Source organism: Gordonia sp. L191, assembly GCF_030077625.1.
Lineage (GTDB): Bacteria > Actinomycetota > Actinomycetes > Mycobacteriales > Mycobacteriaceae > Gordonia > Gordonia polyisoprenivorans_A.
Genome location: NZ_CP125996.1, coordinates 4465442 through 4478585 on the forward strand (window position 1 = coordinate 4465442; position 13144 = coordinate 4478585).

Consider the following 13144-nt stretch of genomic DNA (forward strand, 5'->3'; position numbering starts at 1 on the left):
TCGGTTGTCGGCCGCCCATGGACGGCTGTTGGACGTACTGGATCGAGCGGATTGCCGGTTGTTGTCGAACTACCTTGCTCTGCAACCATTCTCGACGACTCTTCGTTCCCGAAAGGGTGAATTCGCCGAGAATTCCCGGCGTCGGGTCACGGCCCCTCGGGTTCGGCGGACGCCGGCGCTGCGCCCCGGCATCGCGGACACAGTCCCCAGAAGGTGATCTCGGCTTCCTCGACGAGGTAGCCGTGATCGTGGTCGGGGTTCAGGCATGGGGCCGCACCGACGACGCAGTCGACGTCGGTGATGTCCCCGCAGACCCGGCACACCAGGTGGTGATGGTTGTCGCCGGTCCGGGTCTCGTAGCGGACGGCCGAACCCGCGGGCTCGATCCGTCTCAGCAGCCCCTTGTCGGCGCACGTGCGCAGCACGTCGTAGACCGTCTGGGTCGATACGCCGCCGAGATGGTCCCGCACATGGGAGGCCACGGCGTCGGCGGTCGAGTGCGGATGCCCGTGGACGAACTGCAGCACCGCGACCCGCGGTGCCGTGACGCGCATGCCCGCTCCGCGCAACTGCCGGTGCAGCTGCGCGGGGGTGACGACGTCGATCTCGGGCATGACCCCAGTGTAGCCCTTTTCTGGAGTAACTCCAACTATTGGATCAACTCCAAACTAATGCAGGTATGCCTAACCTTTCCGGGTACGACCCGCTCGGATGGCGGGTCGGCCGAAGCTGTCGTATCGTCTTTTGCACGAGATCGTGTGTAGCAATCGGCAAGGAGCCGATTGTTCGCGTCCGTCGGCCACTCCTCTCTCACGCGGCCGGCGTCGAAAAGCGCACACCGTCTCATCACCACCGAGAGAGTCACACCATGAGCGACACGACGACCACCGTCGACATCCACTCGTCTGCCACCCACACCGATCCCACCCACATGCCGGCCACCCCGATGGCCGAACTCACCCGGGAGTCACGGATGGGTGGTGCCGGCACCGAGACCGCCGACCGCGAGGTCCGCCAGATCTCCCTCGCCGACTTCGCCGCCCGCCGCGCCGAGCTCACCGAGCAACTCTGGTCGGCCGCAACCGATATCGGCTTCTTCCAGATCGTCGACCACGGCATCGACATGTCCGTGGTGAATCATGCGTTCGCCATGTCCGAACGGTTCTTCGCACTGCCGCGAGAGGTCAAGGAGCGCTATCCGCTCAAGAAGGGGCAGAACGCGGGCTGGGAGTTCATGACCCAGGTGCGTCCGTCGGTCGGCACCCCGGATCAGAAGGAGTCCTACCAGTTCACCCGCCCGCGCATGGACGGATTGTGGCCCACCGAGGACGAGCTCGCCGGATTCCGCAGTACCCTCGACGATTTCGAGTCGCGGTGCCGGCAGATCGCCATGGACCTGCTCGGCTGCTTCGCCGACAAGCTTGGCTTCGATCGCGAGTTCTTCACGCGCGCACACGATCCGGCCGTCGACACCTATCAGAGCACCCTGCGGCTGTTGCACTACTACCCCTTCCCCGACGAGCTGCTCGACGAGCCCAACATCTGGCGGGCCGGCGCGCACACCGATTTCGACGTGTTGACCCTGCTGTTCCAGCGATCGGGACAGGGCGGTCTGCAGGTGCTACCGGGAGCCGAAACCGACAGCCAGGCATGGACTCCCGTCGAACCCTCGGACGAGGCCATCACCTGCAACATCGGTGACATGCTGATGCGATGGTCCGACGACGCCCTGCCGTCGAACTTTCATCGCGTGCGCGCACCGCGACGCGGGGAGTACCAGGGCCCGCGCTACACCATCGCCTACTTCGCGCAGGCCAACACCGATGTGGTGATCGAGAGTGCCGTGGGGAAGTACCCGCCGATCACCGCCGCCGACTATATCGCCCAACGCCTTTCGGCCAACTTCAACGCCGCGAAGAGTCGTCGATGACCGCCCCGAACGGCGCGCCTGTCGGCGACCGGGCGTTCTCCGACGTCACCGTCCGCGTGGGCGGCACCTGGGTCGCCCACCAGGATGTGTACGTGGCCGGCGGGGTCGTCAGTGCGATCACCGACACCACCGCCTCCCCCGACACCGGGCCGCCCGCGGTACTCATCCCCGGCTTCGTCAACACCCACACCCACCTGCAGCAGTCACTGATGCGCGGAATCGCCGAATGCACACCACTTCTGGAGTGGCTCTTCGCCATCGGCGAGCAGTCGGTGGCCATCACACCGCAGCGCGCGTATCTCGCGGCGGTGGCCGCCTGCTTGGAGAGTCTCCGGTCGGGCACGACGACCGTCGTCGAGCACATGTGGCCCCATCCGTCCGAAGAGGTCCACGGTGCGGTCATCGCGGCATTGCGCGACACCGGGATTCGCGCCCTACTCGGGCGGGGCGTCGCCGATCGGGGTGACGCGACCCGCAAGTGGGGCTTCGAGCCACGGCTCATGCAACCCCTCGACGAGGTCCTCGACCACATCGATCACCTTCGGGCACAGGTCGACAGATCGACGATCTCTATCGCCCTCGCGGTCCCGAATCCGCGATCGCTCACCGAGCCGGGCATGACGACGCTGCGTGAGTTCGCCCAGGAGCGTGACCTGTCGGTCTCCATCCATCTGCTGGAAACGCCGACCGACGATGTGATGTGCCGTGAGCACGCCGGTGTCGGCGCCGTCGACTACCTCGATCGCGGGGGTTTCCTCTGGGATCGGGTGCTCGCGGTGCACTGTGTCGAACTCGACGAGTACGGGCAGGCCCTGCTCGCCGACCGCGGTGTGGCGATCTCGCACAATCCATTGTCCAACATGCGACTCGGCAGTGGCGTCGCGCCGGTGCCCGCGATGCTCGATCGCGGCCTCGCGGTGGGGCTCGGTGTCGACGGTGCGGCCAGCAACGACACCCAGGACATGCTCGAGACGCTGCGCATCGGCGCCTATGTGCAGCGGGCGGTGCATCGGCGCGCGGATCTGATGGACAACGCCACAATGCTCGACATCGCCTGCGGCGGCGCGAACGTCGCGCTCGGACTCCCCGAATCGATCGGTGGCATCGCCGTCGGGGCCCCCGCCGACCTGACGCTCCTGCGCTTCGACCGGGACTACGCCACACTCCCCGTTCGCGATCCGGGCGCCTCGCTGCTGACCACCGGCTCGCCGCGTCTGGTCGACACGGTGATGGTCGACGGCGAGATCGTCGTCGCCGACGGCCGCAGCACCCGGATCGACGAGGCTGAGTTCACCAAAGAGCTGATCGCCGCGACCGCCGGGTGACCGGTGGCTGCGGGCGCGGTGAGTTCCCTACCGGGCCCGTAGCATTCGCGTCGGGCGCATCCGGGTCGACTCGGGCAGCCAGCGGTCGACGACACGGCGCAGGGTCATGACCGCCGACACCAGCAGCAACGCGAACTGAATCCATCCAAGAACCACGGTCCCCGACCACAGGCTCGGATAGCGAAAGAACATGTCGATCCCGATCGGGATACACATCAGGTTCAGGACGACGATCGTGAGGAAGAAGTTGCGGCAGTTGCGGCTGTGATGGGTGACCGCGGCCCGGAGAAACAGATATGCGCCGAGAAGGAACAGCACCGTGATGATCAACCCGGCGACCGGCAGCACCGACGCGAAGGTGTCGATCTGACCGGCGTTGGGTTGCCCCTTCGGCGTGGCCACGGCGTCGGCGAGCATCCGATCACGGAGAAGATCTCTGATCGCTCCGAGGTTGATCGCCCCGTACACGACGCACACCAGCCCGGCCGCGGCCGCTCCCCAGAAGGCCACCCGGGCGTGGAGTGCCAACGCGGCCGGGGCAGGCCCGGGCGCGGTGGGCGGCTTCGGGTACAGATTGGCCCGGTCCCGGTCGGCCGAGGTCCGCTGCAGTTCGGCGAGGTCCTGCGCGTCGAGCTCGGCCTGCGACGGCCTGCGGTCGGGGTCCTCGGAGGTGGGATCGATCATGGTCGCATTGTGACACTCGTCGCGTCGGCGCGGTGGCGCGCCCGGTCATCGGAACACGGAGGGCGACCGTCGACCACCGAGCTCACCGGCCGATCTTGAGCATGTGACCGACCGTCGCCTGCCACAACATGTCATCGGCGGCGATGGTGCCCGTCAGTTCCAGCGGCTCGTCGATCGGAGCGGTACCGATCTGCCGGGTGACCACCCGCCGTCCGGTGGCGAAGTCGCTCGCGATGTAGTCGACCGGCCCGCTCTGTTGGATCGCCCCCGGCACATACGGCCCGTATCCGAGGCCGTGGAGGAGTCCGTCGGCGCGGGAGAGCTTCGGCAACGACGCGAGGCGGTCGTTGTTCTCCCAGACCCGATGACAGCCGCGCGCGGTCACGTCGATGCGGGTCGACCCGCCGACGAAGCCCGAAGTCGCCGGGACGGACGGCCCCGACACCGCCATCGGCGGGTACTGATAGCCATAGGTGCTGGGAATGACCAGTGAGTCACCCCACGCCATCGGGGAGTTCTCGGTGCCCTGACCGGACGTGCCGAAGGCAGGCATTGTGCACACGAGCCGACCGGTGTCGCTGTCTCGCACGATCAGCGACGGGTGGTGCGCGGCGTTGTCCACGATCGCCACCCAGCCGTCGCCGCCGGGACCGAAATACGTTGGCGTCGTGCCCGATCCCCACGTCAGCTGGCCGGGTTTGCGTGCCGGGCCGCGGTCGTAGGCCTGTCGCCAGATCGTGTGCGGCGCGGCACCCGGGGTCGCCCACATCTCGTACAGCGCGTGCGTGGTGAGCACCGAGACACCACCGGGGCGGACGCTGAGTCCGTTGCCGAGGTCCTCGCCGGGCGGCAGATGCACCGAGTGCACCCGACGGTCGGTGTCGACGGTGCCGATCACGCCGTGGGTGGTCGCAAACCAGATGCGGCCCAACCCATCCGGCGCCAGGCCGGTGATCGAGTCGCCGGAGGGGATGTGCCCGGACACGTCGATCCGGTCGTCGACGTACACCTGCCACCCGCGGGTGGTGTGCCGGTGGGCAACGAAGAGGATCGCGTTCGAGCCGTCGGCGACGACCACCCGGTCGCGGCCGTCGAGGTACCCGTACACCCCGCCGAGCAATCCGCCCTTGGCCAATTGAACCGACGCCAGCGGTGCGGCGGACGCCGGATCGAACAGCGTCACCGACGGCACCGCGAACCCGCCGGCAGACCCGTCTCCGTGTGCTCCGATGTACCTGGTGCACAACGAGACCGGCATGCCGTCGCTGCCCACGAAGGTTGCCGCGCACGCGGCTCCCGGTACCGACGACGCGAGCAGCCGGGCGCCGCGGCCGGGTCCGGGGTGAGGCGTGGAGTCGGTGGACTCGAGATCCCCGTGCATCAGCGACGTGCCCGGCGGTCCGAGGATCGGCGGCCCCGGATCGGGCGGCGGGTCCCCGGCAGCGCGGCCCGAGCCGGCGACCACCATGCCGGTGATCAGCGCCGCGACCGCCGCCGCCCGGACCCGTCGACCCGCCGTCATGTCACCTGGCGAGTTCGGTGAGGAGGAAATTCGTCGCCGGCAACAGTGTGGTGAGCATCGGCAGCGCGTGGTTCACGACCAGTCCCGGGAAGATCGGCGGGAGGGTGTTGGTGACCATGGACACGGTGGCGCCCTGCGCTTTCCAGTCCCGATACAGCTGGGCGACCTGGTCATACGGGATGACGTCGTCGTTGATCCCGCCCTCGAGCAACACCGGGGCGTTGGGCTTGAGCTTGCCGATCAGCTGGTCCCCGACGATCTTGCGGACCTGTGGGTCGGCGTTGACGATCGCCGACAGCGGTTGACCGCTGCGGGTCCAGGAGTTGGTCCGCTGGAATCCGTAGGACAGGATCGTGTCACCGATGCACTGCGTCGACAACCGTTGCAGTGCAGTGTGTCCGGCCGCATTGGTCTGCCGGTCGACGACGGTCTTGAGCGCCGGGTACCGGGCTTCGAGGCCGTTGATGGCGTAGCCGATGGCGCCGGAGATCGCGGTGCCGTCGATGCGGTCGATCACCTTCGACAGATCCGCGGGCGGAGCACCGGCATAGGTGGCCTTGACGTTGAGGTCGGGTGCGTAGGTCGAGGCGAGTTCGGCCGCCGATGCCGCCGCACCACCGCCTTGCGAGTAGCCGGAGAACGCGACCGGTGAATTCGCCGGTGCCCCGGCAATCTTCAGCGCTGCGCGCGCGGCGTCGAGCATGGCGTGGCCGGATTCGAGTCGATTGACATAGGTGTGGATGCCGGGTGTGCCCATCCCGATGTAGTCGGTGATCGCCACGCGCACACCGTTGATGAGCAGGAGATTCATCTCCAGACCGGAGTAGTTCACCGCGATCGACGGCTTGCTCGGATCGATCGCCAGCGGGAACGACATGAGCTTCGATCCGGCGCATTGATCACCCTGCCCGACGGTGCCGGGGCCGAGCACGACGGTCGGTCGCGGGCCCTTGCCACGCCACGGGGCGGTCGGTTCGATGACCGTTCCGGTCACCGCGGCCGGCGAACCGTCCTGGTATTCCGAGGTGTACATGACGCGCTTGGCGGTGCCCGGCCACTGGTTCGGAATGCCGGGAATCTGCAGCAGTAGCGGTGACGGCTCGCTGCGGATGATCGATCCCGGTGCGCTCGCGAAGTGCGCGGGCGGTGTGTAGAAGTCTGCGGCCTGGGCCGACGGTGCTGCCAGGCTCGCTCCGGCGGCGGCCAGCGCGCCGGCGGTGAGCACCGCCGCACCCCGAATCCCCCAGGTTCGCCGTGATGAGTTCAATCCCCGAATTCGTCTCATGGCTAGGTAAGCTACCGCACAGTAACCTCGCGGGGTAGATCCCGGTCACCCTCAGATCACGAGGCCGAGCGCCGACACCACGATCAGTCCGGTCACCGACAGGATCGTCTCCATCGCCGACCAGGTCTTGAAGGTCTGCCCGACACTCATCCCGAAATACTCCTTGACCAGCCAGAATCCGGCGTCGTTGACGTGTGAGAGGAAGACCGAGCCCGCGCCGATCGCCAGAACCACCAGCGACACCTGGCCCGAACTCAGCCCGTCGACGAGTCCGAGCATCAATGACGACGCGGTGATGGTCGCGACGGTGGCCGATCCGGTGGCGACGCGGATGAGTGCGGCGAGCACCCAGCCGAGCAGGATGACCGAGATGTTGGCGGCCGATGCCCAGTCGGCGAGCAGGGTGCCGATGCCGGTGTCGACGAGGACCTGTTTGAAGCCGCCACCGGCCGAGACGATCAACAGGATGCCCGCGATCGGCGGCAGCGACGATCCCACACAGGACGACAGGGTGTCGCGGGTCATGCCCGATCGGCGGCCGAGGGTGAACATCGCGACGACGACGGCGATCAGCAGTGCGACCAACGGCGTGCCGAGCACGTCGAGAATCCTGCGGATCCATTGACCGTCGTCGTCGACGACGATCTCGGCGATGGCCTTGCCGAGCATCAGCACCACCGGCAGCAGGACCGTCGCGAGGGTGAGGCCGAATCCCGGCCCCTTGGGCGATCGTGCCGAAGGTGTTGCGCCGGAGTCTGATTCGGACTCCTCCGGGGAACTCTCGGAGCGGGCGCCGACGGTACCCGGGTCGGCATCGAAGGTGCGGGGCGCGTCGATGACGACCCATCGCCCGGCCAGCATGCCGAACAGCGGACCGGCAACGATGATGGTCGGAATCGCCACGGCCACACCGAGAGCCAAGGTGAGGCCGAGATCGGCGTGGAGTGCGTCGATGGCGACGAGCGGCCCGGGATGCGGCGGGACGAAGCCGTGCATGGCCGAGAGTCCGGCGAGCGCCGGGATACCGATCGGGATCAGGCCGAGACCCGAGCGCCGGGCGACGAGGTAGATGACCGGCATCAACAACACCAGGCCGATCTCGAAGAACATCGGCAGCCCGATGACCGCACCCACGAGGGCCATCGCCCACGGCAGCATCCGCGGCCCGGCGTGGCCGACGATGGTGTCGACGATCTCGTCGGCACCGCCGGAATCGGCGAGCAGTTTGGCGAACATCGCGCCGAGCACGATGAGGATGCCAACCCCGGCCGCAGTCGATCCGAAGCCCGCGGTGAACGAGTCGATGACCTTCGGAACCGCTTCGCCGGCAACGATTCCCACGGTGCCCGCACCGGCGATCAGGGCGAGGAAAGGATGGACCTTGGCCCACGTGATGAGGGCGACGATGACGGCGATGCCCGCGAGCGCGGCGACGACGAGATGCCAGCCGGAGCCGACCGGGTCGGGCAATGTCGTCTCGGCGGCGAGGACGGTGAGCGTGTTCATCGGGCGCCTCCGGTGGCGTCGGCGATCAGTGGTGCGGCGGCGATGCGGTCGATGATGGCGTCGACGGGCTGGTCGACGTCGACGATGACTCCACGCTCGTCGGACCCGAGCGGCTCGAGGATGTCGAACTGTGAGTGCAGCAGCGACGTCGGCATGAAGTGCCCGGGCCGGGACGCCTGCCGCCGCGCGATCACCTCGAGCGGCCCGTCGAGGTGGACGAAAACCGTGTCGGGGCAGTGGCTGCGCAACCGGTCGCGGTAGGCGCGCTTGAGCGCCGAACAACTCATCACCCCGCCGTCGCCGTGCTCACCGAGCCAGTCCCCGATGAGGTCGAGCCACGGCTGCCGGTCGGTGTCGGTCAGCGCGCGACCGGCCGTCATCTTGTCGATGTTCGACTGCGGATGAAAGTCGTCGGCGTCGGCAAACGGCACCCGCATGCGCTGCGCCAACGCGGCGCCGACCGTCGACTTTCCGGATCCGGATACTCCCATGACCACCACCGGTGACCCCATGCCCGCTCCTCTGCTGCTGTGCTACTGGTCACATAGATTGCCTCAAAGGTATGACTATTGCAAGCCCAAGATTCCAATCATCGTTTTATATGGATCGCACGACCGTAAACGGCAGCGCTTCGCGATTGACACCCGCGAATGAGAAGATGATTGGGTGACCGAGACCACTGCCGCCACCGATCGGCACGAACAGGTGCTCACCGAACTCGGGGTGCGCATCGCCTCCGGCGATCTGCCCGAGGGCGCCGTGGTGACCCTCGACGGGATCGGGACCGAGTTCACGGTGTCCCGCACCCTGGCCCGCGAGGTGATCCGCGTACTCGAATCGATGGGACTCGTCGCGTCGCGGCGACGCGTGGGGATCACCGTGCAGCCCCGAACCCGCTGGAGTGTGTTCGATCCGCGACTGATCCGGTGGCGCCTCGACGGCGCCGATCGCGCCGCCTTCCTGCTGACGCTGTCCGAGCTACGCCGGGGTATCGAGCCCGCCGCGGCCGCACTGGCCGCCCAGCGCGCCGACGAACACCAGTGCCGCGTACTCGCCGCCGCGGCCTCCGACATGGCCGTACACGGACGGACCGGAGACCTCGACGCCTACCTGTTGGCCGACAAGATCTTTCACCGCGGCCTTCTCGAGGCCAGCGGTAACGAGATGTTCCGGACACTGACCGGGGTGGTCGGCGAGGTCCTCACCGGCCGTACCCATCACGGCATGATGCCCGCCCGGCCCAACCCCGCGGCCATCGCACTGCACGACGACGTCGCCCGCGCGATCCGGCTCGGCGAACCCGACGCCGCCGAGAACGCCATGCGCGCAATCATCGATGAGGCGGCGCAAGCGGTCGCCGACGAGCGCAGCTGACCCGCCCGCCACATATCCTGGGCGCGTTGCCCTTTCGGTCGTCAGGGATTCCAGGCGTCGGGGATTCCAGGCGTCGGGGATTCCGGCCGTCAGGCGAAGCGCACGTTCATCGTCGCCAGCCCGAAGATCTTGCGGCCGCCGGACTTCGCGACGATGATCACCACGCCGCTGCGGGTCTCGGCGTCGAGGGACTTGATCCGCCCGCTGAACTCGATGTCGCCGCCCTCGGCGGCCGAGACCACCGCCACCTGCGACAGGCGCACCGAATAACGGGTCACCGCACCCGGATCACCCGACCAGGAGGAGACGAAACCCGCGCCGAGACCCATGGTCAGCATGCCGTGCGCGATGACGTCGGGCAGCCCGGCCAGCTTCGCGATCGACTCGTCCCAGTGAATCGGGTTGCCGTCACCGGACACCCCCGCGTAATTCACCAGATCCCCGCGGGACAGCCGGGCGTGACGCGTCGGGAGTTCGTCGCCGACCGAGAGGTCCTCGAACCGCAACGATCCCGGCTCACGGTCGACACCTCCGGTCGAGATGTGTTGCTCGCCTTCGGGTCGCACCGTCTTGTGATACTCCGCATCCGACTGCTCGGCGGAGAGCATGTTGACGTCGTGCACCATGATGCTGCGCACCGCATCGGAGATGCCCGGGTCCACCTCGTCGGCGGTCACCCCGACCACGGTGGTGTGCATCGTGTGCACCACCTCGCCGTGGGCGTCGGTGAAGGTGTTGGTGACGGTGATGAGGTCGCGTCCGGCCACCCGCCGAACAGAGGACAACTCGACGTCGGTGGTCAGTTCGTCACCGGCGACGATCGGCCGATGCTGCTCGAAGACCTGCTCGGTCTGCACGTAGGTCTCGTAGCCGACGACGACCGACTCGAACAGGTCGCGGTTGGCGGCCATCGCCGGGATCGAGGTGAAGGTCAACGGCGTCACCACACCCGAATACCCCAGTTGCGCAGCGGCTTTCTCGTCCCGGTGCACCGGGTGGTAGTCCTGCACCGCACGCGCGTACTCGCGCACCTTCTCGCGACCGACCAGGTACGGCTCGTCGATCACGTAGTAATGCCCCAGCCGCGAGTCGAGGGACGGGGAGTCGGGTGCGGACATGGCGCAACGCCTTACGGTCGAAGGGGTGAGGGGATGATCGTGCGCCCGCTACGGGACGAGCAGTTCGGCGATCTGAATCGTGTTGAGCGCCGCGCCCTTACGGAGGTTGTCGCCGGAGACGAACAATGCCAGCCCCCGCCCGTCCGGGGCACCCGGATCCGCACGGATGCGACCGACCAGCGAGTTGTCGCGGCCCGCGGCGGCCAGCGGCGTTGGAACATCGACGACCTCGACCCCCGCTGCGCCGGCGAGGATCTCCCTCGCACGCTGCGGCGAGAGCGGCTCGGCGAACTCGGCATTGATCGAGAGCGAGTGCCCGGTGAACACCGGCACTCGCACGCACGTACCACTCACCAGCAACTCGGGCAGTCCGAGGATCTTGCGGGATTCGTTGCGCAGCTTCTGATCCTCGTCGGTCTCCCCCGACCCGTCGTCCACCAACGCCCCGGCCAGTGCGATCACGTCGAAGGCGATCGGCGCGACGTACTTGTCGGGTGCCGGGAAGTCGACGGACGACCCGTCGTAGACCAGTTTTTCGACGTCATCGATCACCGCGCGCGACTGCGACGCCAGTTCCTCGACGCCGGCCAGCCCGCTACCCGACACCGCCTGATACGACGAGACGATCAACCGTTGCAGGCCCGCCGCATCGTGCAGCGGCTTGAGCACCGGCATCGCGGCCATGGTGGTGCAGTTGGGGTTGGCGATGATGCCCTTCGGCGGGTTCTTGGCGAGTTCGCCGTTGACCTCCGAAACCACCAGCGGCACATCGGGATCCTTGCGCCAGGCGGAGCTGTTGTCGATGACGGTCACCCCGACGGCGGCAAAGCGCGGTGCCTGCTCGCGCGACATCGTCGCCCCCGCGGAGAATAGTGCGATGTCGAGTCCCGACGGATCCGCGGTCGCGGCGTCCTCGACGACGATCTCGCCGTCACCCCACGGCAGCTTCTTGCCTGCCGAGCGCGACGACGCGAAGAACCGCACCGAATCGGCGGGGAACTTGCGCTCCGCCAACAGGGTTCGCATCACGCCGCCGACCTGCCCGGTCGCTCCGACGACTCCGATGGAAAGTCCCATCACAATCTCCCGTCGCTTCGCTCGCCCATGTCCCTTACCGCCCTGTTCCTGCGTAGACGACGGCTTCCTCGTCGCCACCGAGATCGAACGCCGCGTGCAGCGCGCGCACCGCGTCGTCGAGTTCGGTGTCGCGGCACAGCACCGAGATCCGGATCTCGGAGGTGGAGATGAGTTCGATGTTGATGCCGGCCTCGCTCAACGCCTCACAGAAGGTGGCGGTGACGCCGGGATGGCTCTTCATGCCCGCGCCGACCAGCGACACCTTGCCGATGTGATCGTCGTAGAGGACCTCGGTGAACCCGATCTCCTGCTGCAGCTTGGTCAGCTTCTCCACGCCGAGCGGCCCGAGCTCACGCGGCAGGGTGAAGGTGATGTCGGTCTTGCCGGTGTCGACCTTGGAGATGTTCTGCAACACCATGTCGATGTTGATCTCGGCGTCGGCGACCGCGCGGAACACCTTGGCGGCGTAGCCCGGCCGGTCCTCGAGGCCGACGACGGTGATCTTGGCCTCGCTGCGATCGTGCGCGACGCCGGTGAGAATCGCTTCTTCCACGGGGATGTCCTCCATCGATCCGGCCACCATCGTGCCGGGTTTGGTCGAGTACGACGAGCGCACGTGAACGGGAACGTTGTATCGGCGGGCGTATTCCACGCACCGCAGCATCAGGACCTTGGCGCCGCACGCGGCCATCTCCAGCATCTCCTCGAAGGAGACGGTCTCGAGCCGGCGGGCGTCGGGCACGATGCGCGGATCGGCGGTGTAGACGCCGTCGACGTCGGTGTAGATCTCACAGACGTCGGCCTCCAACGCCGCGGCGAGCGCGACGGCGGTGGTGTCCGAGCCGCCGCGGCCCAGCGTGGTGATGTCCTTGGTGTCCTGCGAGACGCCCTGGAAGCCGGCGACCAGCACGATCTTGCCCTCGTCGAGCGCCGCGCGGACGCGCCCGGGCGTGACGTCGATGATCTTGGCCGATCCGTGGCTGCTGGTGGTGATCACCCCGGCCTGCGAGCCGGTGAACGACTGCGCCTGCGCGCCGAGCGAACTGATCGCCATCGCCACCAGCGCGTTGGAGATGCGCTCACCGGAGGTCAACAGCATGTCCATCTCGCGGGCCGGAGGCGCCGGATTCACCTGCTGGGCCAGATCGAGCAGCTCATCGGTGGTGTCACCCATCGCCGAGACGACCACGACGACGTCGTTGCCCTGCTTCTTGGTTTCGACGATGCGCTCGGCGACACGACGAATCCGCTCGGCCGAGGCGACCGAGGATCCGCCATATTTCTGCACTACGAGTGCCACGTCGGCTGCCCTCCTGCAAGGTG

The 13144-nt window shown here is 67.6% G+C and carries 12 protein-coding genes; 3 read left to right on the plus strand and 9 right to left on the minus strand.

The annotated features are described in order from the left end of the window. Window positions 1-146: 146 nt before the first annotated feature. Complete coding sequence (locus QNM97_RS20300) at window positions 147-614, minus strand: Fur family transcriptional regulator (RefSeq protein WP_283820047.1); 468 nt, start codon at window positions 612-614, stop codon at window positions 147-149. A gap of 254 nt (window positions 615-868) precedes the next feature. Between QNM97_RS20300 and QNM97_RS20305 the strand changes: the two genes are divergently transcribed. Together QNM97_RS20305 and QNM97_RS20310 are read left to right on the plus strand one after the other, a co-directional pair. Next, complete coding sequence (locus tag QNM97_RS20305; protein ID WP_283820048.1) at window positions 869-1930, plus strand: isopenicillin N synthase family dioxygenase; 1062 nt, start codon at window positions 869-871, stop codon at window positions 1928-1930. After that, on the plus strand, window positions 1927-3255 hold the full coding sequence (locus tag QNM97_RS20310) for an amidohydrolase family protein (RefSeq protein ID WP_283820049.1): 1329 nt from the start codon (window positions 1927-1929) through the stop codon (window positions 3253-3255). Before QNM97_RS20305 ends, QNM97_RS20310 begins: the two co-directional genes overlap by 4 nt. 27 nt (window positions 3256-3282) lie before the next feature. Here QNM97_RS20310 and QNM97_RS20315 read toward each other — a convergent pair whose 3' ends face one another. The 5 genes from QNM97_RS20315 to QNM97_RS20335 all read right to left on the minus strand — a co-directional run bounded on the left by QNM97_RS20315 (window position 3283) and on the right by QNM97_RS20335 (window position 8764). Further along, on the minus strand, window positions 3283-3939 hold the full coding sequence (locus QNM97_RS20315; RefSeq protein ID WP_283820050.1) for a hypothetical protein: 657 nt from the start codon (window positions 3937-3939) through the stop codon (window positions 3283-3285). An 82-nt stretch (window positions 3940-4021) separates the two neighbouring features. Next, complete coding sequence (locus QNM97_RS20320; RefSeq protein ID WP_283820051.1) at window positions 4022-5461, minus strand: hypothetical protein; 1440 nt, start codon at window positions 5459-5461, stop codon at window positions 4022-4024. A 1-nt stretch (window position 5462) separates the two neighbouring features. Then, window positions 5463-6746 carry a lipase family protein gene (locus tag QNM97_RS20325; protein WP_185091146.1) on the minus strand — a complete coding sequence of 428 codons (1284 nt, stop codon included), beginning with the start codon at window positions 6744-6746 and terminating at the stop codon, window positions 5463-5465. Window positions 6747-6797: 51 nt separating this feature from the next. After that, window positions 6798-8252 carry a GntP family permease gene (locus QNM97_RS20330; protein WP_283820052.1) on the minus strand — a complete coding sequence of 485 codons (1455 nt, stop codon included), beginning with the start codon at window positions 8250-8252 and terminating at the stop codon, window positions 6798-6800. Next, window positions 8249-8764, minus strand: a complete 516-nt coding sequence (locus tag QNM97_RS20335) for a gluconokinase (RefSeq protein WP_123932358.1) — start codon at window positions 8762-8764, stop codon at window positions 8249-8251. The genes QNM97_RS20330 and QNM97_RS20335 overlap by 4 nt, the downstream gene beginning before the upstream one ends. Window positions 8765-8918: 154 nt before the next feature. Here QNM97_RS20335 and QNM97_RS20340 point away from each other — a divergent pair, with 154 nt between their 5' ends. After that, complete coding sequence (locus tag QNM97_RS20340) at window positions 8919-9626, plus strand: FadR/GntR family transcriptional regulator (protein WP_283820053.1); 708 nt, start codon at window positions 8919-8921, stop codon at window positions 9624-9626. An 89-nt stretch (window positions 9627-9715) separates the two neighbouring features. Here the strand turns inward: QNM97_RS20340 and QNM97_RS20345 are convergent, their stop codons facing one another. The 3 genes from QNM97_RS20345 to QNM97_RS20355 are packed head-to-tail and all read right to left on the minus strand — an operon-like array spanning window position 9716 to window position 13121. Next, complete coding sequence (locus QNM97_RS20345) at window positions 9716-10744, minus strand: fused (3R)-hydroxyacyl-ACP dehydratase subunits HadA/HadB (RefSeq protein ID WP_208793984.1); 1029 nt, start codon at window positions 10742-10744, stop codon at window positions 9716-9718. A 48-nt stretch (window positions 10745-10792) separates the two neighbouring features. Beyond that, a complete protein-coding gene (locus QNM97_RS20350; RefSeq protein ID WP_283820054.1) occupies window positions 10793-11821 on the minus strand; it encodes an aspartate-semialdehyde dehydrogenase in 1029 nt (342 codons plus the stop codon). 34 nt (window positions 11822-11855) lie between these two features. Next, a complete protein-coding gene (locus QNM97_RS20355) occupies window positions 11856-13121 on the minus strand; it encodes an aspartate kinase (protein WP_006369521.1) in 1266 nt (421 codons plus the stop codon). Between the last annotated feature and the right edge of the window lie 23 nt (window positions 13122-13144).

What these genes read in the sequence shown, in the direction of transcription:
- QNM97_RS20300 (WP_283820047.1), bottom strand. Translation starts at nt 614, where the DNA reads ATGCCCGAGATCGACGTCGTCACCCCCGCGCAGCTGCACCGGCAGTTG.
- QNM97_RS20305 (WP_283820048.1), top strand. Translation starts at nt 869, where the DNA reads ATGAGCGACACGACGACCACCGTCGACATCCACTCGTCTGCCACCCAC.
- QNM97_RS20310 (WP_283820049.1), top strand. Translation starts at nt 1,927, where the DNA reads ATGACCGCCCCGAACGGCGCGCCTGTCGGCGACCGGGCGTTCTCCGAC.
- QNM97_RS20315 (WP_283820050.1), bottom strand. Translation starts at nt 3,939, where the DNA reads ATGATCGATCCCACCTCCGAGGACCCCGACCGCAGGCCGTCGCAGGCC.
- QNM97_RS20320 (WP_283820051.1), bottom strand. Translation starts at nt 5,461, where the DNA reads ATGACGGCGGGTCGACGGGTCCGGGCGGCGGCGGTCGCGGCGCTGATC.
- QNM97_RS20325 (WP_185091146.1), bottom strand. Translation starts at nt 6,746, where the DNA reads ATGAGACGAATTCGGGGATTGAACTCATCACGGCGAACCTGGGGGATT.
- QNM97_RS20330 (WP_283820052.1), bottom strand. Translation starts at nt 8,252, where the DNA reads ATGAACACGCTCACCGTCCTCGCCGCCGAGACGACATTGCCCGACCCG.
- QNM97_RS20335 (WP_123932358.1), bottom strand. Translation starts at nt 8,764, where the DNA reads ATGGGGTCACCGGTGGTGGTCATGGGAGTATCCGGATCCGGAAAGTCG.
- QNM97_RS20345 (WP_208793984.1), bottom strand. Translation starts at nt 10,744, where the DNA reads ATGTCCGCACCCGACTCCCCGTCCCTCGACTCGCGGCTGGGGCATTAC.
- QNM97_RS20350 (WP_283820054.1), bottom strand. Translation starts at nt 11,821, where the DNA reads ATGGGACTTTCCATCGGAGTCGTCGGAGCGACCGGGCAGGTCGGCGGC.